Origin of the sequence: Pseudomonas sp. B3(2017) (genome assembly GCF_002113595.1) — a bacterium.
Classification (GTDB): Bacteria; Pseudomonadota; Gammaproteobacteria; order Pseudomonadales; family Pseudomonadaceae; genus Aquipseudomonas; species Aquipseudomonas ekonensis.
Genome location: NZ_NEIU01000022.1, coordinates 65,032 through 87,868, shown reverse-complemented (window position 1 = coordinate 87,868; position 22,837 = coordinate 65,032). Strand labels below are relative to the sequence as shown.

The window sequence follows — 22,837 nt, the reverse complement described above, 5'->3', positions numbered from 1 at the left end:
GGGTGGGTGGGGATAAGCAGGCATGGCGGCATCTCCAGATGAACGACGGGACTTGACGATCCGTTCAATTGGGAGCCGGGCGGCGTGAATTAAGTTGAGAATTATTGGCAAAACAGCGACGGACGGTCGAGATGCAGTCCTGGGCTTTAGCGGATGCCGGAAAGCGAACACCGCACGTCGTGCATCGGGAACACCTGCCTCTGCTCGTGCCTCAACCGGTGAAACGGGCACAAGAGGGCAAGGCAATGTTCGATGAAACCAACAGAAAGAAAGCCATGGCCGAATGGCTGCACATGCTGCGTGAGGCAGAGATCAGGATGTCCGCACAGGAGCAGTATGACGAGCTGCTGAAAATGGCCGACGCCATGCAGGCAGAGGGATTGATCACCGGCCAGGAGTGGCGGCAGCTGACGCGCGATGCCGGGGTGGTCTTCGCCCAGACCCGAACGGATCTCGGCGGATGGGCCTAGGGCGGCAGCGGCAGGACGGTCTGACTCAGCTTCCGTCCTGCTGACTCCCTTCGTCCGACGATTCGGCGTCCTTTTTCTGGGCGTCCGGGTCGGCTCCCGAGTTCGATCCCGAGGCTTCCTCGCCTTTCTTATCGGCTTTGTCGTCCCCGGCAGCCGAGCCGCCTTGGTTCAGGCCCGGCACGGCGCTGGGGGGAACGGCGGATTCTTGAGCGGCTTTCTCGGCCGCCATCGCGAACAGCGGGCAGGACGACAACAGACCGGCCAGCGTCAGCACCGTGATTTTTCTGTTCATGGGGCACCCCTTTTTTTCAGCCTCGGGCATACCGCGTTGGAACGCCGGGCGAAGGCAAAGGTGCGGGTCGGCTGACCGGCGGCAGGACGCAACCGTCAATGGAGATGGGAGGTTTGCCGCGACAGGACCATTTCCTGGAGGATTTCCCGGGCCAATCTGGTGATACCGGCGTCGTCCCGGTACTTCGCTCGGTCGATGCTGGCGATGGTGAACTGGTGGCCGTCCGGCCCTGTCACCTCGACGGACAGGCTGCCGTCCTCGTTGATCGAGCAGGCGACGGCGCACTGCGGGAGGCGATCCAGCAGCACGCTTTCGAGTTCATTCTTGTTCAGGGTGTCCATGTTCCGTTCATCTGCGCTGCCCACGGCAAGGTAAGGCTAGACGCTGAGGGGGCGATGTAAAGAGTGGCGCAATGATTCCATCGGGCCGGCCCATTTCGGCCGACCGTGCAGCAACAGCCGCGCTGCCTGGGCGGTCATGACCGCCGCCAAGCCATAAGGGTGCGGGTGTTGCCCCCGGGCTGACAAATTGCGCCGCCCGGTCAGGCATCCACGGGCGACATCTACACGCCCGGATCACCTGAATCGTGGCAACGGCCGATCCACCGGCTTGAGCGCCGAGAGGGTGCTGCGGATCAGCGGCGTGTCCTTCTCGATGTCGTTCAGACGGTCGCGGATGCGCAGGGCGGTGGGGTGGCCGCCTTGGTGGTCGACCCAGTCGGCGATCTCTTTGCAGGCCGCCGCCAGGCGCGCCTGCCGCGCGTCGAGCAAGGTGAGGAGGGTGGTGATGGACTCTTTTTCGGACATGGAGCACCTCCGTTCATGAAACCGCTGCGCAGCAATGGAGAGTCAGCAAAAAAGCCCGCGACGCGCGAGCTCTCCGCCATGGGGCGCCGCTCCTTCAGCTGGTTTCAGTATAGACCCGCAAACGGGCGGCATCAGCCGCGGTTCTGGCGGGCCGGTAACGGTGAACTGGCTGCGTTGAGCCGGCGGCATTCGCGCCGGGCGTCTTCCTCAAGGTCGTAGCCGTCGCCGATGAATCCGCCGGTGCGCGTGTCGCAGATGCGGAACCAGCCGATGGCCTCGGCGGGTTCGTGCAGGCTTTCCCCGGCGCGCCGACCGTGGATGATGATCCGGTTGCAGCGCTTGACGATGAAAATGTCTTCCATGGCGTCACCACAGCGAATTCGTGTCAGATCAACTATAGAACCCTGTGCCGAACGTGCAAAAGACGGACAGGCCGGTTCGTCGGCCAGCGGCTCAAACCGCCTCCGTCATGCCTTCGTGTTCCAGGAACATCGCCAGCGCGACCTCATCGGCGCGCAGGCCCTTGCGCACCCGCGGGCGCGGCAGCCCGTTCAGTTCGCCGAGCATGAACCGCTCGATCAGCGCCGGGTGGATGTAGCACTTGCGGCACACCGCCGGCGTGTTGCCCAGCGCGCGGGCGACTTGCTTGATCATTTCCACGACTTGACGTTTGGCCTCGGCTTCGGACTCCCACCGCAGTTCACGCAGGATCGCCAGCGCCAGGGCGCTGCCGGCCCAGGTGCGGTAGTCCTTGGCGGTGAACTCCGCGCCGGTCAGGGCTTGCAGGCAGGCATTGACGTCGGAGGACGTGACGGTGTGCCGCTCGCCGTTTTCGTCCAGGTACTGGAACAGGTTCTGGCCGGGCAGCTCAAGGCAGCGTCGGACGATTCGCGCCAGGCGCCGGTCCCTGACGGTGATCCGGTGCTCGATGCCGCTCTTGCCGCGGAACTGGAACAGGATCGCGCTGCCGTTGACCTCGACGTGCCGGTTGCGCAGGGTGGTCAGGCCGAACGAGCGGTTGTCCCGGGCATACTGCGCATTGCCGACGCGGATCAACGTGGCGTCCAGCAGCGTGATCACGGTGGCCATGACCTTGTCGCGGCTGAAGCCGGACGGCAGCAGCATGGCTTCCAGCCGTTTGCGCAGTTTCGGCAGCGCCAGGCCGAACGCGCGCAGGCGCCCGTACTTGTCGGCGTCGCGCACTTCCCGCCAGCGCGGGTGGTAGCGGTACTGCTTGCGGCCCCGGGCATCGCGTCCGGTGGCTTGCAGGTGGCCCTTGGCGTCGGGGCAGATCCACACGTCAAGGTAAGCCGGCGGTATCGCCAGGGCGTTGATCCGGCGGATCTCGTCGGCATCGGTGATGCGCCGGCCTGCCGGGTCGAAGTAGCAGAACGTGCCGCGCAGCTTTTTGCGGGTGATGCCGGGGCGGCTGTCATCAACGTAATGCAGGTCAGGGGGCAATGTGTCGGTTGGCACGGTCTCGGCCATGGCGGGCTTCCTGGTGACGGGTCAAGGGCTGTCATGGCGATTGACAGCGGGCCCCGTCCGTCGTGCCCGGCCGTTTACGCCAGCACAGCGACGGCCTTGATCTGCGCCCACAGCCGTTGGCCGGGGTGCACGCCCAGCTGATCCCGGGAAAACCGCGTGATCCGCGCCAGCAACGGTGTGCCGCCGGCGTTCAGGCGGATCAGGACGTGCGCGGCGTTGTCCCCGGCCAGTTCGCTCACCACCGTGACCGGCAACCGGTTGAGGATGCTGCTGTGCTCCGGATCCTCTAGCGCGAGGCTGATGTCCCGGGCCTGCACCTTGCAACGCAGCGGCTGGCCGATGTCCATCGGCGCATGGGCCACGCGGATGTTCATCCGGGTGTTGGGCAACTGCAGGCTGAGCAATTGGTAGTTGGCGTCGTAGGCACTCACTTGGCCTTCGATCACGACGCCCGCATCGTCGCCCTGGGCCAGCGGCAGGTCGAGGCGGGCCAGGGTCTCGCCGATCGGCCCGCTGGCCAGGGCCCGGCCGTCGCTGAGCAGCACCAGGTGATCGGCCAGCCGCGCCACTTCGTCCTGGGCATGGCTGACGTACAGCACCGGAATGTCCAGTTCGTCGTGCAGGCGTTGCAGGTAAGGCAGGATTTCGTTTTTGCGCTGGCTGTCGAGGGCGGCCAAGGGCTCGTCCATCAACAGCAACTTCGGGCTGGTCAGCAGCGCCCGGGCGATGCCGACGCGCTGGCGTTCACCGCCGGACAGGTTCTGCGGATGCCGATCCAGCAAGTGGCCGATCCCCAGCAGTTCGGTGGCCTGGCGCAGATCGACCCGGCGCAGCGGCCGGGCGATGCGCTTGAGGCCGAACTGCAGATTGGCCAGCACCGACAGGTGAGGGAACAGGCTGGCCTCCTGGAACACGTAGCCCAGCGCGCGCTTGTGCGGGGGCACGAACAGGCCGTTGTCGCTGTCCTGCCAGACTTCGTCGTTGATCCGGATGAAGGCGTTCTCGGCGCGTTCCAAGCCTGCGATGCAACGCAGGCAGGTGGTCTTGCCCGACCCGGACTGGCCGAACAGCGCCGTCACACCGCGGCCGGGCAAATGCAGGTCGACGTCCAGGCTGAAGCCTGCATAGGAGAGGTTCAAGCGCGCATCGATCATCCGTCAGCTCCAGCCGGCGCGGGTCTTGCGGCTGGAATAGAGCGCCAGCAGCACCAGGAACGAAAACACCAGCATGGCCCCGGCCAACCAATGGGCCTGCGCATATTCCATGGCCTCGACGTGGTCGTAGATCTGCACCGAAACCACGCGGGTCTTGTCGGGAATGTTGCCGCCGATCATCAGCACCACGCCGAATTCGCCGACGGTGTGGGCAAACCCGAGGATCGCGGCGGTGATGAAGCCAGGGCGGGCCAGCGGCAGGATCACGCTGAAGAACGTGTCCCAGGGATTGGCGCGCAAGGTCGCGGCCACTTCCAGCGGGCGGGTGCCGATGGCGGAGAAAGCGTTCTGCAGCGGCTGCACCACGAACGGCATGGAATACAGCACCGAGCCGACCACAAGGCCGGTGAAACTGAACGTCAGGGTGCCGAACCCCAACCATTGGGTGAACTGGCCGATGAAGCCGTTGGGCCCCAGCGCCAGCAACAGATAGAAGCCGATGACGGTCGGCGGCAGCACCAGGGGCAGGGCCACCACCGCACCGACGGGACCGCGCAGCCAGGAGCGGCTGCGCGACAGCCACAGGGCGATCGGCGTGCCGACCACCAGCAGGATCGCGGTGGTCAGGGACGCCAGTTTCAGCGTTAGCCAGATCGCCGCGAAATCGGCGCTCGTCAGCGACATTTACAGCTGATAACCGTAGGACTTGATCACCGCAGCGGCTTTCGGGCCTTTGAGGTAATCCACCAGGGCCTTGGCGGCGGCGCTGTCCTTGCCTTTGTTCAGGATCACCGCGTCCTGCTTGATCGGATCATGCAGGCTGGCCGGAACGATCCACACCGAACCGCTGCTGACCTTGCCGTCCTTGTAGATCTGCGACAGGGCGACGAAGCCCAGTTCGGCGTTGCCGGTGGACACGAACTGATAGGCCTGGGTGATGTTCTGGCCTTCGACGATCTTGGCCTTGGTGGCCTCGGTCAGTTTCAGCTTCTCCAGCACCTGGGTCGCGGCCAGGCCGTAAGGCGCGGCTTTCGGGTTGGCGATGGACAGGTGTTGGTACTCGTTCTTCTTCAGCACGTCACCCTTGGCGTCGACGTAACTTTCCTTGGCCGACCACAGCGCCAGGGTGCCGACGGCGTAGGTGAAGCGCGAGCCCTTGACCGTGTCGCCTTCTTTTTCGAGTTTTTCCGGCGTGGTGTCGTCGGCGGACAGGAACACTTCGAACGGCGCGCCGTTCTTGATCTGGGTGTAGAACTGGCCGGTGGCGCCATAGGCGGCCACCAGTTTGTGCCCGGTGTCTTTCTCGAAATCGGCGGCGATGGCCTGGATCGGCGCGGTGAAGTTCGCCGCGACGGCCACTTGCACTTCATCGGCCTGGGCGGCGCCCACGGTGAAGACGGCGATCAGGGAAGCCAGGCAAGCGGGGGCAAGACGTGAGGCACGAATGGTCATGTAACAGCTCCGTGGTTGGCGTGTGCAGTGGGCAGTGGTTGTTGGAGGGGGACTGCGCCGATGCGAGGGGGATTCGCTATATAGTCGACTATATAGCGAAATGCCTCCAAACGGAATGCGTGATTCGGTGCCGGGCGAAGGGTTGGAGCCTCCGCCCGCCCCCGGATCACCGGCCTGCCAGTTTCGCCAATGCGCCTTCGGCCAGTTGCCGGGTCAGCTCGGCGGTGCCGATCTCCCGCCCGAGCGTGAACGCCTGGCCGGCCCACAGGTTGCTGAACTCCGCTTCGGCCTTGGCCCGCAGCGGCATCAGCGCACCGCCGGCCAGCGGAAACGCCGGCGCCATGGCCGACATCGGGCCCACTTCGCGCATCACCCGGTTGAGGATGCCCCGGGCCGGGCGGCCGGTGAACAGGTTGGTGATGGCGGTCTCGCTTTCCTTGGCGGTGCGCAAGGCCTTGTGGTGCGAGGCGCTGATCCTGGCCTCCGGCGTGAACAGATAGGCGGTGCCCACCTGCGCCGCCGAGGCGCCCAGCATGAAGGCGGCGGCAACGCCCCGCGCGTCGGCAATCGCGCCGGCGGCGATCACCGGCACGTTCACCGCGTCCACCACTTGCGGCACGAGGGCGAAGGTGCCGACCTGGCTGCTCAGGTCATCGCTGAGGAACATCCCGCGATGGCCGCCGGCCTCGTAGCCCATGGCGATGATCGCATCGCAGCCGTTCTGTTCGAGCCAGACGGCCTCATCGACGGTGGTGGCCGACGACAGGATCTTCGCGCCGGTGGCCTTGACCCGGTCCAGCAGCGTTTTTTCCGGCAGGCCGAAATGGAAGCTCACCACTTCAGGCTTGAACTCTTCCAGCACCTCGCACGCCGCCGCATCGAAGGGGGCGCGGTTGGAGACCGGGGTCGGTGCGTCGAAATCGACGCCCAGTTCGCGGTAGTAGGGCTCAAGCAGGTTTTTCCAGTCCCGGGCGCGCTGCTCGTCGGGGGCCGGCGGCTGGTGGCAGAAGAAGTTGACGTTGAAAGGCTTCGACGTGCCTTGGCGGATGTTTCTCAGCTCTTCACGCAACTGGTCGATGCTCAGCATCGCGGCAGGCATCGAGCCGAGGCCGCCGGCGTTGCAGGCGGCGATCACCATGGAAGAGTTGGTGGCGCCGGCCATCGGGCCCTGGATGATCGGCAGTTCGATGCCGAAGAGGTCAAGAATGCGGGTGTCTGGCCATTGGCTCATGGAAAGGGTTCTCCGAACGACAAAACGGGCAGGGACGGCAGAGCCGGTTTTGTACCAGCAAAACCGGCTGCAAGGCCAGCCGGGATTTGCGGCCCTCAGCGTCGGTGGAACCCGCCGCCACCGCCGCCGCCGAACGAACGGTTCATGACCCGCGAGGAATCGTGGAATTCGTTCAGGCGCTGATTGCCGAAGTTGCGGGCGGCGGACTCGCGGTTGAGGTTCTGCAGTTGCGCCGTGTTGTTGACCGGCGCGCGGGTGGCGCCGCCCTTGACCATCGATTGCCAGCCGTCGTCGGTTTTCTTGTAGACATTGCCGTCGTGCCCGGCATACACGTTGTCGCCGATGCGCGCAGCGCCGCCGTCGCGCCCGCGGATCCCGCCGTACTGGGTGGTGTTGCCGGTGTTGGGGTTGTACACGGCGCCCCGGCTGGCGGTGACCTGGGTGCCGGTGCGCGCATTGCCGGCCGTAACCCGCTGGCCGGCGATGGCGCCGCCCTCGGGGCCCACCGCCGCGCCGCTGCGCCCGGCGGCGTAGTTGCCGGTGTAGACGTTGTGCACCGCGCCACGCTGGCCTGCCGCCGAGACGCCGGTGCGCGAGTTGTAGGAGGCCCCGACCTGTCCCGCCCAGCGGTTGCCGGTCCAGGCGTTGTAGCCGCCGCCGTAGCGGCTGACCGTCGCCCGGTCGCCCCATTGCCTATAGATATTGCCGGTGGTGCCCGCCCAGCCGCCCGGGCCCCAGGCTACGGCGCCGCCACGGTAGCCGTAGGCGGCACCACCCCAGGCCAGTGGCGCCGGATACAGGTGCGGGCCCCAGGCATAGCCCCAGCCGTAGTTGCCCCACCACGGATAGGCGCCCCAGCCCCAGCCCATCGCCACGGTGCTGCCGCCCCAGCTCCAGCCGAAGCCGAAACCGAAGGTCCAGCCGGTCCACGGTGTGTAGCGGATGGCGACGCCGAATCCGTACGTCACCGGCGGCCCGTACCACACGCTGCCGACCCAGGGCGTGTACGGATACCCCGTGCCGTAGACCACCACGCCGGTGGCCGGATCCAGCGTGGAGCCCTGGTAGCCGGGGGTGTAGCCGACGACCACGGTGTCGCCGCTCGATTCGTAGACTTTGACGTAGGTGAGGTAGTGCATGGGCGAACTGGGCGGGATCGAATAGATCACCGCCGGCACTGACCCTGCGACCGTCCACGGCCCGTTGACGCCGGTGGCCGTGAACCAGATGCCGTTCTCCACGGCGTACCAGCTGTTGGCGTCGACCCGGATGATCGGCGTGGCGCTGTTGATCACATATTGCAGCGGGGTGCCGGTGATGGCCTTGAGCTGAGGTTCGCCGTCGAAGGCGGGGGCGGTCATCTTGACTGCGCTTTTCTTGATCGCCGAGGTCTGCGGGATGGTCGCGGCGATGGCCGCTTCCTTGGCCTGCGGCGTGCCGGCCACCGAGGCCTTGACGTTTTCTTTCGGGCTGTCGTCGGGAATGTTGGCGAAGTCCGCCGGCAGCTTGTCGGCCGGGGTAAAGGTCCAGGGGCCGTTCATGTCGGCGGCGCGGAACCAGCGTCCGGAAATCAGCACGTAGCTGTTCTGGTCACCGATCTCCTTGAAGATGTGCCCGGTGGTGTTGCTGACATACAGCAGGCGCGTGCCCTGGATCGGCTGCCACTGCGCGGCGCCGTCGGTGACGATCAGTTCGGTCGGCATGGTGGCGACGAAGATTTTCGGCTGCGGCGGTTTGGCCAGGCTCGGCGCCTTGCCCTTGGGATCGCCCTGGCCGGTGAGCAGGTCCACCTGGCGGCTGTCGATCGCGGCTTTCTTGGCCTTCTCCAGGTCGGCGGGCGGCGAGGGGAGGCGCGAATAGTCGCCGTTGAACCGGTCGGCGGCCATCCAGCCGTCGAACACATGCAGGTAATGCTTGCCTTGATCGTCCTTGAGCAGCAGCGGCCGGGTGTTGATCACCCGTTGCAGGCCGGTGCCTTCCACCGGTCGGTAGGCCGGTTCGCCGTCGATGTACACCAGCAGCGCCGGGACGTCCGAGCTGAGGATGGCGGGCGGGGTGTTCTCCAACGGCGCGGCGTCGGCCTTCTGCTCGGCGGCCAGCACCCCGACGGCGGCCTCCAGTTGATCGAGGGAAATGGTTTTCTTGCGGTTGGCGGCATCCTTCTGCAGCGCCGCGACCCAGGTGTCGGCCTGGCTCGCGTCGGCCGGAAAATCGGCCTTGATGAGGTTGTACTGATCGAGGGCGACCCAGCGCGTGGCCTTGTCCACCAGCGTGTGGGCGCTGAACTGGACGATGCCGTAGATGGATTTGCCGTCGGCGCCGGTGGCCTCGACGGCGGCGCGGGCCTTGAGGGTGTAGCCGTCCCAGCTGTCGAGCTGCGGCTGATAGACCGTCAGCTTGGCGTTGCCGCTGGTGATGACCTGCGGCCATGTCGGCTCGACCGTGGAGGTGTCCGGGCCTTTGGCCGCGGGCGCGGCCCAGACGCTACCCCAGGTGAACAGGCAGAGCATCAGGCAGGCAAACAACCGGCGGAAAGGGATCATGGTCAGTTCCATCGACGGGGCCTTAACGGGCGAAGGCGATCGTCGAAAAAGCATAGCCGCCCGCGATGGAATCACCCGGCGGATTCGCCGATTGGCGGAAAGTCGTGTGTGGCAATGTGTTGCAGTGTGGTATTTGAATGCCACGACCCCGAAACCCTTCCCAGCGAGGCAGTCATGTTCAACGGCATTCTGATCGACAAAGACGACAGCGGTTACCGCGCCAGCCTGCAATCCCTCGAAGACGGACAACTGCCGGACGGCAATGTGACGGTGCGCGTGGCGTACAGCACGCTGAACTTCAAGGACGGGCTGGCGATCACCGGCAGCAGCCCCGTGGTGCGCCAGTTCCCGATGGTGCCGGGGATCGATCTGGCGGGCACCGTGGAGGTCAGCTCGCACCCGGACTACAAGGCCGGCGACCCGGTGCTGCTCAACGGCTGGGGCGTGGGCGAAAGCCATTGGGGCGGCCTGGCGCAGAAGGCGCGGCTCAACGGCGATTGGCTGATTCCGCTGCCGAAGGCGTTTTCCGCCGCGCAGGCCATGGCTATCGGCACCGCTGGCTACACGGCCATGCTGTGCATCATGGCGCTGGAGCGCAACGGCGTGACGCCGGCGCAGGGCGAGGTGCTGGTGACGGGCGCCAACGGCGGAGTCGGCAGTTTCGCCATCGCCTTGCTGAACCGGCTCGGGTATCGCGTGGTGGCGTCCACCGGCCGTGTCTCCGAGCACGAATACCTGAAACGGCTGGGGGCCGGCGAGATCATCGACCGGGCGACCTTGTCCGAGCCCGGGCGGCCGCTGGCCAAGGAGCGCTGGGCCGCCGTGATCGATTCGGTGGGCAGCCACACCTTGGCCAACGCCTGCGCCAGCACCCGCGCCGAAGGCACGGTCGCCGCCTGCGGACTGGCCCAGGGCATGGATTTCCCGGCGTCGGTGGCGCCATTCATCCTGCGCGGCGTGACGCTGGCCGGGATCAACAGCGTGACCCAGCCCAAGGCCCGACGGATCGAAGCCTGGAACCGCTTGGCCAAAGACCTGGACTTCGCCCTGTTGCCGCTGATCAGCCACGAGATCGCCCTGAGCGAGGCCATCGCCGCAGCCCCCAAACTGCTGGCCGGCCAGTTGCGCGGACGGGTTGTGGTGGACGTCAATCGCTGACACAGTAAGCGCCTTCACGGCCCTGCGGGGCCGCGTTCAGGCACATGGAGCGGCGCACTCAATGGATCTCAAGCAACTTTACGTCAATGGTTTCACGGTCGCGGGGCTGCGGGTGCGTACCACCAACCTCGCCGAACAGGGCGGGCACACCGCGAAGATCGCCCCGATGTGGGGGCGTTTCCATCAGGGAGGGCTGGCCGCCGTCATCCCCGGTAAGCAGACCGAATCACCGGTCTATGGCGTGTATTCGGCCTATGAGTCGGATGCGTCGGGGGCGTTCGATGTGACGGCAGGCGTCGCGATCCTCGATCCGCAGAGCGAGTTCGAAACGGTGCGGATCGAGAGCGGCGAGTACCTGGTGTTCGAAGGGCGGGGCGCGCTGCCGGAGGCGGTCATCGCCACGTGGGGCCGGATCTGGCGCTATTTTGAAGAAAACCCTCAAGTCGAGCGGCGTTACACCACCGACTTCGAGGCCTATACCGGCCCCGGCTCGGTGGCGGTCTACATCGGCATCCGCTAAGACTGCGCTTCGCGCTCAAGCAGCGCGCGCTTGCGTTCCACACCCCAACGGTAGCCCGACAGGTTGCCGTCGCTGCGCACCACGCGATGGCAGGGAATGGCTACCGCGAGGCTGTTGGCGCCGCACGCCTGGGCCACGGCGCGCACGGCCTTGGGTGCGCCGATGCGCTGGGCGATGTCGGCGTAGCTGGCGGTGCTGCCGGGCGGAATGTCCCGCAGCGCCTGCCAGACCCGCTCCTGAAACGCCGTGCCGCGTACGTCCAGCGGCAGGTCGAGGCCCAGCGCCGGCGCCTCGATGAAACCCACGACGCTGGCGATTAGTTGCTCGAATCCGCTGTCCGCGCCGATCAGGTTGGCTTGGCGGAATTTGTCCTGCAGGTCGCACACCAGTTGGTGCGGGTCGTCTCCCAGCAGGATCGCGCAGACCCCGCGCTCGCTCTGGGCCACCAGAATCGCCCCGAGGGAGCATTGGCCGACCGCGAAGCGGATGTCGTTGTTCTTGCCCGCCGCGCGGTAATCGCCGGGTTTCATGCCCAGCATTTGGTCGGCGCTTTCGTAGAAGCGGCTGTTGGAATTGAATCCGGCATCGTAGAGCGCATCGGTGACCGTGCCGCTGTCCGCCAACCGCTCCCGGACCTTGCGGGAGCGATGGGCCGCGCCGTATCCCTTGGGCGTCAGGCCGGTGACGGCTTTGAACACCCGGTGAAAGTGGAACGGGCTCAGGCCGGCGGCCTCGGCCAATTCATTGAGCGGCGGCAGGTGTTCGGCCGACTCGATCCGCCGACACGCCGCCGCCACCGTCGCCGCATGCTGGGCGGCCATGCTGCTCTGATCCTTGCCCGCCCGTTTGCTGGGGCGATAGCCCGCCGCCTCGGCCTCTTGCGCGGTGTCGAAGAACTCCACGTTCTGCGGCTTGGGCAGGCGCGCCAGGCTGCTGGGGCGGCAGTAGACGCCGGTGGTTTTCACGGCATACACGAACTGCCCGTCCGCCCGGGGATCGCGGGCGAGGACGGCGGCCCAGCGTGGATCGTCTTCAGTGTTCGGTGTCGCGCAAAGTGTTTTCATGATGATTCGTCCGTTGACCTGTTTGATTCAGGTTAACCAGCCTGGCTTTCGGCAACACTCCGGGGCTTGCGGTCAAATTCTGCGTGACGGCCCGGCGCAGCGGAAGGTCAGGTTCAGCCGTTGCTCGCCCAGGCGCGGGTGATGTCCGGGCTTGACCGGCAGCACACCGTGGTAGCGCAGCCGGTCGACACCGCCCCAGATCACCATGTCGCCGTGCAGCAGCGGGATGCGCCGGGTGCCGTCGGCGCGGGCGAAACCGCCGAACAGAAACGTCGCTGGCAATCCGAGCGAGAGGGAAACGATCGGTTCGGCGTAGTCCTTTTCGTCTTTGTCCTGGTGCAACGACATCTTCGCACCGGGTATATAGCGGTTGATCAGGCAGGAATCGGGCGTGAATCCGGCAAATCCCGCCTCTGCGGCCGCTGCGTGCGCCAGGTCGGTGAACGCCGCCGGCATTGCCGGCCAAGGCTGCCCGCTGAGCGGATCCACAGGGGAGTAGCGATAGCCGCTGCGGTCGGTGATCCAACCCAGTGCGCCGCAGCTGCTGGTCGCCACGGACATGCTGAAGCCGCCGGGCGTCATCATGTGGCGCAGCGGCGCGTCCTTGAGGATTCTGTCCAGCGCGACGAGCAAGGGTTCGACACAGGGCAGGGCGAACCCCCGCAGCAACCACGACTGCTCGCCGATCTGCTCGGTGCGCGGCGGTTGCGGTTCGGTGTCGGCGAACAGGTCGAGGGTGGTCGGTTGCATGGCCGTCATGTCGCGTCGTGAAAGATGATCCCGAGAGTATGCCGTCTGCCGCTGTGCAGGCGACTGACGCCGTGACGCATGGTCACCCGGTAGTCGCCGCGCACACCTTTGACCGGTCGCTGGTTGACGGCGAAGATCAAGGCGTCGCCTTGCCTAAGGTCCATGACCTGCGGACGGGACTGCATGCGCGGGCGTTGCTCGGTGAGGACAAATTCGCCGCCGGTGAAATCCTGCCCGGGCTCCGACAGCAGAATCGCCACTTGCAGCGGAAAGACATGCTCGCCGTAGAGATCCTGGTGCAGGCAGTTGTAGTCCTGCGGGCCGTATTGCAGCAACAGCGGCGTAGGACGACATTGACCGGCGGCATGGCAGCGCTCCAGAAACTGCGCGTGCTCGGCCGGAAATCGCTCCGTGAGCCCCATGCGTTCGCACCAGCGGTTGGCCAGCGGCACGAGGTGCGGATACAGGGCGCGCCGCAGGCGTTCGACCGGCGGCGGCAGCGTATAGGCGAAGTACTTGTATTCGCCGCGCCCGAAACCGTGGCGGGCCATGATGACCTGCGAGCGGAACGGTTCGCTTTGCGGATAGAGCGCGCTCAGGCGAGCGCAGGTCTCGGGGCGCAGCAGCGTGCGGATGATGGCGCAGCCGTCTTGGTCCAGCTGCCGCTCAAGCTCGGGCCAGTCGAGCGAATCCAGCGGGGAAGGGGTGGGCGGGTTCGACATTCCGGCTCCTTGGCGCAGTTCGGGGCGGTCAGTCTGTACGCAGGCCCGTCCCGCAGCACTCCGTTGCTTGCGGTCGAATGTGCGCCGGCGCCTTAAAGCGCCTTGCTGACTTTGATCTCGCTGATCACGTCGCCGCTTTGCCCGTGCAGGGCCTCCAGGGCGGCCTTGGCCTCGTCCGGCGTGCCATTTTCCAGTTGCGCGAATTCGAAGCGACGCTCGCCGTTGAGTTTGTACTTGATGACGTATTTGGTCGTTTGGGCCACGGAAGTCTCTGCCTGTCCAGGAATGAAGGGGCGGCTCAGCTGAGTTTGGAGCTGGAGCGGCGGATGATCTTGATCGAATGCGTCAGGTTCGGCTTGCGGGTTACGCTGATCGCCCGGCGGCTGACGGTGTCGATGGTGATGTTCCAGTAGCCGGTGCTGGGAGCGGTGATGCGTGCCGGGAATTTGTCGAAGGCGCCGCCGTGATAGGTGTGACGGCCGCCGTTCTTGAAGCTGCGGAAGTTGGCGTCGTTCATCAGGCGGATGTTGCAGGTCTGCGAGCACTGGATGACGACGATGTCGTCTTCGTTGAGGTGCTCGCGCTGGTGAATGAATTTCATGGGCGCCTCCAGAAGGGCTTTTTCTGCTAAATCAAAACGATAGCATGGGCTAGGGGCGCAGTTTATCAGCCCGGACGGGTTATTATCCCGCCGTCGGGCGCTGCTTTGACAATTTAAAACGGATTTTCGCGGTGCAATGCGCGATAAACGCAACAGGCCCCCGGAGAAAAACGGCATTCGTGCTGTCGGAGGGGCTTTATTGGAGGATATGTATGAAGTGGGGTGCGGTTTGGCTGCCGGCGGTGTTGGCAATGAGCGGTTGCGCGAGCGTTTCGGAGATCGACGCCACGTTGCCGACCATGAACGTGATTTCCGGCAAGAAACCCCATGAATTTGCCGGGTGCCTGGCGCAAAAGCTGGCGGACACCCGTGGCGCCTTGCAGGTCGAGCCCCAGAAGGACGGCGTGCGGGTGATCGTCCCCGGCAAGCTGTCTTCAGGTCCTGCGGCGGTGTTCGACATCGAGGATCGCTCCGGCGGCAGCAGCATCAAGCTGCACGAGCGCATGTCCAACGTCCCTGTGCGCCCCCGGGACGTGCGCAACGCCGCCAACGCCTGCATCTCGGGCTGATAGACTGCCGGCGGTCGGCATCGAAGCCGTCAAGGAACCCTTGGCGGCTTTGTCATTTCTGGAGAGAGGCATGAAGCGGGAACAAGTGCGCGAACGGCATGCAGAGGGCCTGATCTCTGCCACCCACGTGATCCAGAACCCGGCGAACCTGGGGGAGTGGATCGTGTTCTTCAAGAAGAGCGGCGGACGCAGCTACTTTCTGGTGGACGACAACGATGAGGTCGAGTCCTTCAGCCGGCTCGACGACCTGATCGACGTCGTGCGCGGATTGGGAGTCAAGTTCGCGGAAATCCACCTGTAGGCTTATTTGCAGACCACCACGACGCTGCGCGTCTTGTAGTTGCCGACGTCGAGCCCCAGGGTCTTGTCGCTGTCCTGGGCGGAGGGCGTGCCGTCGGTGCCGACGATGCGGTAGCCGGTGCCGGCGCAGGAGTCATCGGCCTTCTCGTAGCAACTGGCCCATGAGTTGGCTTCGCCGGAGCAGTCGATGCTCAGGCCTTGTTCACCGTTGTCCAGGTAGGTGGGCTGCGAGGAGGCGCAACCGGCCAGGGCCAGCAGGGCGATCAGCGGCAGGGTTCTGAAGAGGGCGGTCATGACACATTCATCCTTGCTAAAAGGGGCGGCCAAACGATCTGACAGCGTTGGCGCGAAAAGGTTATTGCGATTGGCCATTCCCCCCGAGGGGCGGCACAAAAAAGCCCTGCGCAACGGCAGGGCCTGGGGACTTCGATGCAAGTCAATCCTGATCGTCGCCGCGGCGTTTAGGGCCTGGCGGAGTGTCCTCGAACACGGCTGCCACCTCAGACGCCATCGCCTCGGTGGGCAGCGGGCCGACGACCTGCTCGCCCTTGGCGTTGCTGATCCACCACTGGCCGTCCTTCGCTTGGCTGACCAAATACCCGTTGATGCTTTTTGCTGCGGCCATCTCTTTGTCTCGTCGGCTGGTTCAAAGGTGCCATGATACCGGCAAAACGGCGCCTCGGCTGATTTGAGCTACGCTCAACGCGCAGTCTTGAAGCGGCTATGGAACTATCGGCCGGAATATTTCTCTATGTTGGCATCGGTTAGCCAGTGCGGGGCATTGTAAGGTGCACGCCGCCTGATTAGACTGCGCCGAAACTCGTACACACAGCCCTTTCAAGGACTTATATGATCAAGAAATGCTTGTTCCCAGCAGCCGGTTACGGTACTCGCTTCCTGCCAGCGACTAAAGCCATGCCCAAGGAAATGCTGCCGGTGGTAAACAAGCCACTGATCCAGTACGGCGTCGAAGAGGCCCTGGAAGCCGGCCTGACCGAAATCTCCATCGTCACCGGCCGCGGCAAGCGCGCCTTGGAAGACCACTTCGACATCAGCTACGAGCTGGAAAACCAGATCAAGGGCACCGACAAGGAAAAATACCTGGTCGGCATCCGCCGCCTGCTGGACGAGTGCTCTTTCTCGTACACCCGTCAGACCGAAATGAAAGGCCTGGGTCACGCGATCCTGACCGGCCGTCCGCTGATCGGCGACGAGCCGTTCGCCGTGGTGCTGGCGGACGACCTGTGCGTCAACCTCGAAGACGACGGCGTACTGACCCAGATGGTCAAGCTGTACAAGCAGTTCCGCTGCTCCATCGTTGCGATCCAGGAAGTCGATCCTCAGGAAACCAACAAGTACGGTGTGATTGCCGGCGAGATGATCCGTGACGACATCTACCGCGTGCACAGCATGGTCGAGAAGCCGAAGCCGGAAGATGCGCCGTCGAACCTGGCGATCATCGGCCGCTACATCCTGACCCCGGACATCTTCGACCTGATCGAGCAGACCGAGCCAGGCAAGGGCGGCGAGATCCAGATCACCGACGCCCTGATGAAGCAGGCCCAGAACGGCTGCGTCATGGCCTACAAGTTCAAGGGCAAGCGTTTCGACTGCGGCGGCGCCGAAGGCTACATCGAGGCGACCAACTTCTGCTTCGAGAATTTCTACAAGACCGGCAAGGCTTACTGATAAGCGTCTGTTCGCGTCTGCACGAAAAAAACCACCTTCGGGTGGTTTTTTCATTTTCCGGCCCCATTTGGATGGCAGCGCTTGCCCAATGAACGACTGCGGGTATGCTGGTGAGCTGTCAAGGAGAGAGATATGGCCTACGATTTTGACCTTTATGTGATCGGCGCCGGTTCCGGCGGTGTGAGGGCTGCGCGCTTTGCGGCGGGGTTTGGCGCGAAAGTCGCCGTGGCCGAGAGCCGCTACCTGGGCGGCACCTGCGTCAACGTCGGCTGCGTGCCGAAGAAGTTGTTGGTCTATGGCGCGCATTTCGCCGAAGACTTCGAGCAATCGTCGGGCTTCGGCTGGAATCTGGGCGAGGCCGATTTCGATTGGGCGACGCTGATCGCCAACAAGGACCGCGAGATCAATCGCCTGAACGGCATCTACCGCAACCTGCTGGTCAACAGCGGCGTGACCCTGCACGAAGGCCACGCGAAGATCGTCGACCCGCATCAGGTCGAGGTCAACGGTGAGCGTTTCACGGCGAAGCACATCCTGATCGCCACTGGTGGCTGGCCGCAGATTCCGGAAATTCCGGGGCGCGAGCATGCAATCAGCTCCAATGAAGCCTTCTTCCTCAAGGACCTGCCGAAGCGCGTGCTGGTAGTGGGCGGTGGCTACATCGCGGTCGAGTTCGCCGGCATTTTCCACGGTCTGGGGGCGGACACGACGCTGCTGTACCGCGGCGATCTGTTCCTGCGCGGCTTCGACGGTTCGGTGCGCAAGCATTTGCAGGAAGAGTTGACCAAGCGCGGGATGGATCTGCAGTTCAATGCCGACATCGAACGGATCGAAAAGCAATCTGATGGCAGTCTGAAGGCCACCCTCAAGGATGGTCGCGTCCTGGAAGCCGATTGTGTGTTCTATGCGACGGGCCGGCGTCCGATGCTGGACAACCTGGGGCTGGAAAACACCGGCGTCACACTGGACGACAAGGGTTTCGTCAAGGTCGATGAGCTGTTCCAGACCAGCGAGCCGTCGATTCTCGCCCTGGGCGATGTGATTGGTCGTGTGCAGCTGACGCCTGTGGCGCTGGCCGAGGGCATGGCGGTGGCGCGGCGCCTGTTCAAGCCAGAGCAATACCGTCCGGTGGATTACAAGATGATCCCGACGGCGGTATTCAGCCTGCCGAACATCGGCACCGTCGGTCTGACGGAGGAGGAGGCGAGGAGCGCCGGGCATGACGTGGTGATCTTCGAAAGCCGCTTCCGTCCGATGAAGCTGACCCTGACCGATTGCCAGGAGCGCACGCTGATGAAACTGGTGGTCGACGGCAAGACCGACAAGGTGCTCGGCTGCCACATGGTCGGCCCGGACGCCGGCGAGATCGTGCAGGGGTTGGCCATCGCCCTGAAGGCCGGCGCCACCAAGCGCGACTTCGACGACACCATCGGGGTTCACCCGACGGCGGCCGAAGAGTTTGTCACCATGCGTTCGCCGGTCGGCGCTTAAGCGCCTTTCGGTTTGGCTGCGTCTGCCGCTGCCGCCACGGTGGCGGCCAGGCGCAGGCTGTCCTCCAGGCTCGCCTGTGCCTGGGTCAGTTCCTTTTCCAGTCCCTGATTGAGTTGCGCCTGTTCGTCGAGGCTCTGTTTGAGCGTCTGGCTTTCCAGGGTGGCGACGCGCAAGCGTTCCTGGAGGAGGGTGCGTTCGCTGTCGGCGCGGGACGCTTGCTCGAACAGCTGGTCCTGGCGCTGGTTGCTGTGCTTGAGCTGATCCTGCAACAGGCTGAGCTCGCGCAATGAGCCGCGGTTTTCGGTCAGCAGGCGTTCGTTGTCGCGGTGCAGTTGGGTGATTTCGTCCTGACGCACCAGTGCGCTTTGCTGGGCCTGGCGCAATTCCATCTGCAACTGCTGCACTTGCCCTTCGTGGCGGCTCTGCTCCTGTTCGCGTTGTTCCTTGATGGCGTTGCGGTAGTGCTCAAGGGCGTCGCGGGCGTGCAGGTGCTTCTCTTCCAGCGAGCGGATCTGCTCGTCCTTGTCCTTTAGGCGCAATTCAAAATCCGCCAGTGCCTGGTTCAGGCCGGCGTTGCGGGTCTGTTCCGTCTGAAGCATCGACCGGGTGTCGGTCAGCGCTTCGGATTCGCGGGAGAGTGCTGCACTCTGGATTTCATGTTGCTGTTCCAGCTGGGTGAGCGCCTGGCGCGTCTGATTCAGCTCGGTCTCCAGCGCCTGGCGCTGTTCTTCGAATGCCTCGCGGGCCTGTTCGATCGGCTCCTGTGCCTGTTCTTTCAGGCGTTGCGCCAGACGCGCAACGAGCGCGGTCAGTTCGTCGTCGATGGGTTCCGACGGCACTTCGACCGGTTCTCGGCCGTCATCCAGCTCCTTCAGATAACGATGGATGGTGGTTTTTGAGCCGGTATTGCCCATTTCAATGCGTACCGCATCGATGCTTGGGTGTTCTCCGCGAGCCAGAATCGCCAGCCGCGCCGCTTTAACCAATGCCTTGTTGATGCCGCCACGGGCCATGAGTGATCCTACCTTTACGTACTGTGGTACGTGCCACAAAAATAGCAGTGTACCACGGCAAGAAAAATCTTAAATGTTTGATTTTCAAGAGGCGGGATATACTCGTATTATCCCGCGTGAAGCGCTGAATTGCGCTTGATGCGCAGCCCGTCAGTACACCCCGTGAGAAACCCGCCCATGAGCGATCTGGATCGCTACCTGCAAGCCGCCACCCGTGACAACACACGCCGCAGCTACCGTGCGGCCATCGCTCATTTCGAAGTGACCTGGGGTGGTTTCCTGCCCGCGACGGCGGAAAGCGTCGCCCGCTACCTGGTGGCCCATGCCGGTGTGTTGTCGATCAATACGCTGAAACTGCGCCTGTCGGCGTTGGCGCAATGGCACAGCAGCCAGGGGTTTGCCGACCCGACCAAAGCGCCGCTCGTGCGCAAGACGCTCAAAGGCATCCGTGCGTTGCACCCGGCCCAGGAGAGACAGGCCGAGCCCTTGCAGCTGCAACACCTGGAGCAGGCGGTGGCTTGGCTGGATCAGGAGATCAGCGAAGCCCGGGCGCAACAGAACCGGCCGCAGTTGCTCAAGGCTTGCCGTGACCGGGCGCTGATTCTGCTGGGCTTCTGGCGCGGCTTTCGCAGCGACGAGCTGTGCCGCCTCGAGGTCGAACACGTCCAGGCCCATGCCGGCAAAGGCATCACCGTGTACCTGCCGCGCAGCAAGGGTGACCGGGAGAACCTGGGCAAGACCTATCAGGCGCCGGCACTGCTCAAGCTGTGCCCGGTGCAGGCGTACATCGAGTGGGTCACCGAGGCAGCCCTGGTGCGCGGCCCGGTCTTTCGCGGGGTGGATCGTTGGGGGCATCTGAGCGAGGAAGGGCTGCACGCCAACAGCGTGATTCCGCTGCTGCGCCAGGCGCTCAAGCGCGCCGGCATCGAGGCCGAGCATTACACCACCCATTCGCTGCGCCGCGGTTTCGCGACCTGGGCGAATCAGAGCGGCTGGGACCTCAAGTCACTGATGAGCTATGTGGGCTGGAAGGATATGAAGTCCGCCATGCGCTATGTTGAAGCCAGCCCCTTTGAAGGGATGGTTCGGATCACGGATAAGCCGCCGTCGCTTTAGATATCGTTTTCTTCTATTAATACAGTCAGCTAATAGCGAAAACAAATCAGCAGCATCAGGTTTGCCAATGAGCCATCCGTCGAGCGAGTGGGTAGGATTCACCCCATCGAGTTCACAACCCCTGACGGAGAGTCATCAATGCCTATCATCAACAGCCAAGTAAAACCGTTCAAAGCCACCGCGTTCAAAAACGGCGACTTCGTGCAAGTCTCGGACGCTGACCTGAAAGGCAAGTGGTCGGTCGTGTTCTTCTACCCAGCCGACTTCACCTTCGTTTGCCCGACCGAGCTGGAAGACCTGGCCGACAACTACGCAGCCTTCCAGAAACTGGGCGTAGAGATCTACAGCGTTTCCACCGACACCCATTTCGCCCATGCTGCCTGGCACAACACTTCGCCAGCCATCGGCAAGATCCAGTACACCATGATCGGCGATCCGACCCACGTCATCTCCCGCAACTTCGACGTGCTGATCGAAGAAGCTGGCCTGGCGGATCGTGGCACCTTCGTGATCAACCCTGAAGGCCAGATCAAGATCGTTGAACTGAACGACGGCGGCGTTGGCCGTGACGCTTCCGAGCTGCTGCGCAAGATCAAGGCCGCTCAATACGTCGCTGCCCACCCAGGCGAAGTCTGCCCGGCCAAGTGGAAAGAAGGCGAGGCCACTCTGGCTCCGTCCCTGGACCTGGTCGGCAAGATCTGATCCTGTGACACCGCAACACTCAGGGCGGAACTCCGCACCTACCTAAGTAAGCTGCACCGCCCAATGAAAACGCCCGGGCGAGATTCGCTCGGGCGTTTTTTTTCGCCTCAAAGAAAGTTCAGGAGATCGCCCGTATGTTGGACGCCAATCTTAAAGCCCAGTTGAAATCGTACCTGGAACGGGTCACCCAGCCGATCGAGATCGTCGCTTCTCTCGACGACGGTGCGAAATCCCGTGAAATGCTTGAACTGCTGAAAGACGTTGCCAGTCTTTCGAGCCAAATCACCCTGATCGACAGCGGCGACGATGTCCGCAAGCCGTCGTTCTCGATCAACCGCCCCGGCGCCGACATCAGTCTGCGTTTCGCCGGCATCCCGATGGGCCACGAATTCACCTCGTTGGTGCTGGCCCTGCTGCAGGTCGGCGGTCACCCTTCGAAGGCCAGCGCCGAGGTGATCGAACAGATCCGTTCGCTCAAGGGCGAATTCAGCTTCGAAACCTACTTCTCGCTGTCGTGCCAGAACTGCCCGGACGTCGTCCAGGCGCTGAACCTGATGGCCGTGCTGAACCCGAACATCCGCCATGTCGCCATCGACGGCGCGCTGTTCCAGGACGAAGTCAACGACCGCAAGATCATGGCCGTGCCGAGCATCTACTTGAACGGCGAGAACTTCGGTCAGGGCCGCATGGGCCTTGAGGAAATCCTCGCCAAGCTCGACACCGGCGCCATCGAGCGTCAGGCCGAGAAGATCAGCGCCAAAGAGGCCTTCGATGTGCTGGTGGTCGGCGGTGGGCCGGCCGGCGCTTCGGCAGCCATCTACGCAGCCCGCAAAGGCATCCGCACCGGCGTCGCCGCCGAACGCTTCGGCGGTCAGGTGCTGGACACCATGGCCATCGAGAACTTCATTTCCGTACAGGAAACCGAAGGCCCGAAACTGGCGGTGGCGCTGGAAGAGCACGTCAAGCAATACGACGTGGACATCATGAACCTGCAACGCGCCGACAAGCTGATCCCGGGCCAGAACGGCGAGCTGCATGAAGTCCGTTTCGCCAGCGGCGCGATCCTGAAAGCCAAGAGCGTGATCCTGGCGACCGGTGCGCGCTGGCGCGAAATGAACGTGCCGGGCGAGCAGGAATACCGCAACAAAGGTGTGGCGTACTGCCCGCACTGCGACGGCCCGCTGTTCAAGGGCAAGCGCGTGGCGGTGATCGGCGGCGGCAACTCCGGCGTGGAAGCGGCCATCGACCTGGCCGGGATTGTGGCCCACGTGACCTTGCTGGAGTTCGACGTGCAGCTGCGTGCCGACGCCGTGCTGCAGCGCAAGCTGCACAGCCTGCCGAACGTGACCGTGATCACCAGCGCGCAAACCACCGAAGTCACCGGTGACGGGCAGAAGGTCAACGGCCTGCGCTACAAGGATCGTCAGTCGGATGAGTTGCGCAGCGTCGAGCTGGAGGGGATCTTCGTGCAGATCGGTCTGCTGCCCAACACCGACTGGCTCAAGGGCACCATCGAGTTGTCGCCGCGTGGCGAGATCATTGTCGACAACCGCGGCGAAACCTCGATCCACGGCATCTTCGCCGCCGGCGACGTGACCACGGTGCCGTACAAGCAGATCGTGATTGCGGTGGGCGAGGGCGCCAAGGCATCGTTGAGCGCGTTCGATCACTTGATTCGCACGTCGGCCCCGGCATAAGCCTTGAGC

The 22,837-nt window shown here is 64.2% G+C and carries 28 protein-coding genes; 10 read left to right on the top strand and 18 right to left on the bottom strand.

The features are described 5' to 3' along the window. Positions 1 to 245 precede the first annotated feature (245 nt). Positions 246 to 470, top strand: a complete 225-nt coding sequence (locus CAG33_RS24855; RefSeq protein WP_085583951.1) for a hypothetical protein — start codon at positions 246 to 248, stop codon at positions 468 to 470. A 25-nt stretch (positions 471 to 495) separates the two neighbouring features. Here the strand turns inward: CAG33_RS24855 and CAG33_RS24850 are convergent, their stop codons facing one another. The 10 genes from CAG33_RS24850 to CAG33_RS24805 form a co-directional block, all read right to left on the bottom strand. Further along, complete coding sequence (locus tag CAG33_RS24850; RefSeq protein ID WP_085583949.1) at positions 496 to 762, bottom strand: hypothetical protein; 267 nt, start codon at positions 760 to 762, stop codon at positions 496 to 498. 95 nt (positions 763 to 857) lie between these two features. Then, positions 858 to 1,103: a hypothetical protein gene (locus tag CAG33_RS24845; protein WP_085583947.1), complete on the bottom strand. Its 246-nt coding sequence runs from the start codon at positions 1,101 to 1,103 to the stop codon at positions 858 to 860. A gap of 234 nt (positions 1,104 to 1,337) precedes the next feature. Then, complete coding sequence (locus CAG33_RS24840) at positions 1,338 to 1,568, bottom strand: hypothetical protein (RefSeq protein WP_085583945.1); 231 nt, start codon at positions 1,566 to 1,568, stop codon at positions 1,338 to 1,340. A gap of 131 nt (positions 1,569 to 1,699) precedes the next feature. Continuing rightward, positions 1,700 to 1,930 (bottom strand): hypothetical protein, encoded by a 231-nt coding sequence (locus CAG33_RS24835; protein WP_085583943.1) that lies wholly within the window; start codon positions 1,928 to 1,930, stop codon positions 1,700 to 1,702. 91 nt (positions 1,931 to 2,021) lie between these two features. Continuing rightward, entirely contained in the window at positions 2,022 to 3,056 is a 1,035-nt protein-coding gene (locus tag CAG33_RS24830; RefSeq protein WP_085640899.1) for a DNA topoisomerase IB, read from the bottom strand. A gap of 74 nt (positions 3,057 to 3,130) precedes the next feature. Beyond that, positions 3,131 to 4,210: a molybdenum ABC transporter ATP-binding protein gene (gene modC, locus CAG33_RS24825; protein ID WP_085640897.1), complete on the bottom strand. Its 1,080-nt coding sequence runs from the start codon at positions 4,208 to 4,210 to the stop codon at positions 3,131 to 3,133. 3 nt (positions 4,211 to 4,213) lie between these two features. Beyond that, positions 4,214 to 4,894: a molybdate ABC transporter permease subunit gene (gene modB / locus CAG33_RS24820; RefSeq protein ID WP_085583937.1), complete on the bottom strand. Its 681-nt coding sequence runs from the start codon at positions 4,892 to 4,894 to the stop codon at positions 4,214 to 4,216. Further along, a complete protein-coding gene (gene modA / locus CAG33_RS24815) occupies positions 4,895 to 5,662 on the bottom strand; it encodes a molybdate ABC transporter substrate-binding protein (protein ID WP_085640896.1) in 768 nt (255 codons plus the stop codon). Between the two features lie 166 nt (positions 5,663 to 5,828). After that, a complete protein-coding gene (locus CAG33_RS24810) occupies positions 5,829 to 6,893 on the bottom strand; it encodes a nitronate monooxygenase family protein (RefSeq protein ID WP_085640894.1) in 1,065 nt (354 codons plus the stop codon). Between the two features lie 95 nt (positions 6,894 to 6,988). Further along, positions 6,989 to 9,436 carry an autotransporter gene (locus CAG33_RS24805; RefSeq protein WP_170930060.1) on the bottom strand — a complete coding sequence of 816 codons (2,448 nt, stop codon included), beginning with the start codon at positions 9,434 to 9,436 and terminating at the stop codon, positions 6,989 to 6,991. Between the two features lie 174 nt (positions 9,437 to 9,610). On the opposite strand from CAG33_RS24805, the gene CAG33_RS24800 reads away from it, so the two are divergent. Next, positions 9,611 to 10,594, top strand: a complete 984-nt coding sequence (locus tag CAG33_RS24800) for an MDR family oxidoreductase (RefSeq protein ID WP_085583931.1) — start codon at positions 9,611 to 9,613, stop codon at positions 10,592 to 10,594. Between the two features lie 61 nt (positions 10,595 to 10,655). After that, positions 10,656 to 11,114: a GyrI-like domain-containing protein gene (locus CAG33_RS24795; protein WP_085640892.1), complete on the top strand. Its 459-nt coding sequence runs from the start codon at positions 10,656 to 10,658 to the stop codon at positions 11,112 to 11,114. Here CAG33_RS24795 and ada read toward each other — a convergent pair. The 5 genes from ada to CAG33_RS24775 all read right to left on the bottom strand — a co-directional run bounded on the left by ada (position 11,111) and on the right by CAG33_RS24775 (position 14,251). Continuing rightward, a complete protein-coding gene (ada, locus tag CAG33_RS24790; RefSeq protein ID WP_085583926.1) occupies positions 11,111 to 12,178 on the bottom strand; it encodes a bifunctional DNA-binding transcriptional regulator/O6-methylguanine-DNA methyltransferase Ada in 1,068 nt (355 codons plus the stop codon). The genes CAG33_RS24795 and ada overlap by 4 nt on opposite strands. Before the next feature lie 72 nt (positions 12,179 to 12,250). Continuing rightward, positions 12,251 to 12,928, bottom strand: coding sequence for a DNA oxidative demethylase AlkB (gene alkB / locus CAG33_RS24785; RefSeq protein ID WP_085640905.1), 678 nt, complete (start codon positions 12,926 to 12,928; stop codon positions 12,251 to 12,253). A gap of 5 nt (positions 12,929 to 12,933) precedes the next feature. Further along, on the bottom strand, positions 12,934 to 13,650 hold the full coding sequence (locus CAG33_RS24780) for a 2OG-Fe(II) oxygenase (RefSeq protein ID WP_085640890.1): 717 nt from the start codon (positions 13,648 to 13,650) through the stop codon (positions 12,934 to 12,936). Positions 13,651 to 13,742: 92 nt separating this feature from the next. Beyond that, the gene (locus CAG33_RS28600) at positions 13,743 to 13,913 is read right to left on the bottom strand and encodes a hypothetical protein (RefSeq protein ID WP_170930059.1); all 171 of its coding nucleotides are present in this window, start codon (positions 13,911 to 13,913) and stop codon (positions 13,743 to 13,745) included. Positions 13,914 to 13,948: 35 nt separating this feature from the next. After that, positions 13,949 to 14,251, bottom strand: a complete 303-nt coding sequence (locus tag CAG33_RS24775; RefSeq protein WP_085583922.1) for a DUF1883 domain-containing protein — start codon at positions 14,249 to 14,251, stop codon at positions 13,949 to 13,951. 212 nt (positions 14,252 to 14,463) lie between these two features. Here CAG33_RS24775 and CAG33_RS24770 point away from each other — a divergent pair, with 212 nt between their 5' ends. Both CAG33_RS24770 and CAG33_RS24765 read left to right on the top strand, forming a co-directional pair. Further along, a complete protein-coding gene (locus CAG33_RS24770; RefSeq protein WP_085583919.1) occupies positions 14,464 to 14,820 on the top strand; it encodes a hypothetical protein in 357 nt (118 codons plus the stop codon). Between the two features lie 70 nt (positions 14,821 to 14,890). Beyond that, complete coding sequence (locus CAG33_RS24765; protein ID WP_085583917.1) at positions 14,891 to 15,121, top strand: hypothetical protein; 231 nt, start codon at positions 14,891 to 14,893, stop codon at positions 15,119 to 15,121. Positions 15,122 to 15,123: 2 nt separating this feature from the next. Here the strand turns inward: CAG33_RS24765 and CAG33_RS24760 are convergent, their stop codons facing one another. Both CAG33_RS24760 and CAG33_RS24755 read right to left on the bottom strand, forming a co-directional pair. Next, a complete protein-coding gene (locus CAG33_RS24760; protein ID WP_085633680.1) occupies positions 15,124 to 15,414 on the bottom strand; it encodes a hypothetical protein in 291 nt (96 codons plus the stop codon). Positions 15,415 to 15,556: 142 nt separating this feature from the next. Beyond that, complete coding sequence (locus CAG33_RS24755; protein ID WP_085583913.1) at positions 15,557 to 15,745, bottom strand: hypothetical protein; 189 nt, start codon at positions 15,743 to 15,745, stop codon at positions 15,557 to 15,559. A gap of 224 nt (positions 15,746 to 15,969) precedes the next feature. Between CAG33_RS24755 and galU the strand changes: the two genes are divergently transcribed. Both galU and gorA read left to right on the top strand, forming a co-directional pair. After that, positions 15,970 to 16,809 carry a UTP--glucose-1-phosphate uridylyltransferase GalU gene (galU, locus tag CAG33_RS24750; protein ID WP_085583911.1) on the top strand — a complete coding sequence of 280 codons (840 nt, stop codon included), beginning with the start codon at positions 15,970 to 15,972 and terminating at the stop codon, positions 16,807 to 16,809. Between the two features lie 132 nt (positions 16,810 to 16,941). Then, positions 16,942 to 18,300 carry a glutathione-disulfide reductase gene (gene gorA / locus CAG33_RS24745; protein WP_085640888.1) on the top strand — a complete coding sequence of 453 codons (1,359 nt, stop codon included), beginning with the start codon at positions 16,942 to 16,944 and terminating at the stop codon, positions 18,298 to 18,300. Here the strand turns inward: gorA and CAG33_RS24740 are convergent. Continuing rightward, complete coding sequence (locus CAG33_RS24740) at positions 18,297 to 19,313, bottom strand: DNA-binding protein (RefSeq protein ID WP_085640886.1); 1,017 nt, start codon at positions 19,311 to 19,313, stop codon at positions 18,297 to 18,299. The two genes, gorA and CAG33_RS24740, sit on opposite strands and share 4 nt — an antisense overlap. A gap of 177 nt (positions 19,314 to 19,490) precedes the next feature. On the opposite strand from CAG33_RS24740, the gene CAG33_RS24735 reads away from it, so the two are divergent. The 3 genes from CAG33_RS24735 (at position 19,491) to ahpF (ending at position 22,828) form a co-directional block, all read left to right on the top strand. Next, a complete protein-coding gene (locus CAG33_RS24735; protein WP_139833036.1) occupies positions 19,491 to 20,429 on the top strand; it encodes a site-specific integrase in 939 nt (312 codons plus the stop codon). 138 nt (positions 20,430 to 20,567) lie between these two features. Further along, complete coding sequence (gene ahpC / locus CAG33_RS24730) at positions 20,568 to 21,131, top strand: alkyl hydroperoxide reductase subunit C (protein ID WP_085583902.1); 564 nt, start codon at positions 20,568 to 20,570, stop codon at positions 21,129 to 21,131. A 134-nt stretch (positions 21,132 to 21,265) separates the two neighbouring features. Beyond that, entirely contained in the window at positions 21,266 to 22,828 is a 1,563-nt protein-coding gene (gene ahpF, locus CAG33_RS24725) for an alkyl hydroperoxide reductase subunit F (protein WP_085583900.1), read from the top strand. Positions 22,829 to 22,837 lie beyond the last annotated feature (9 nt).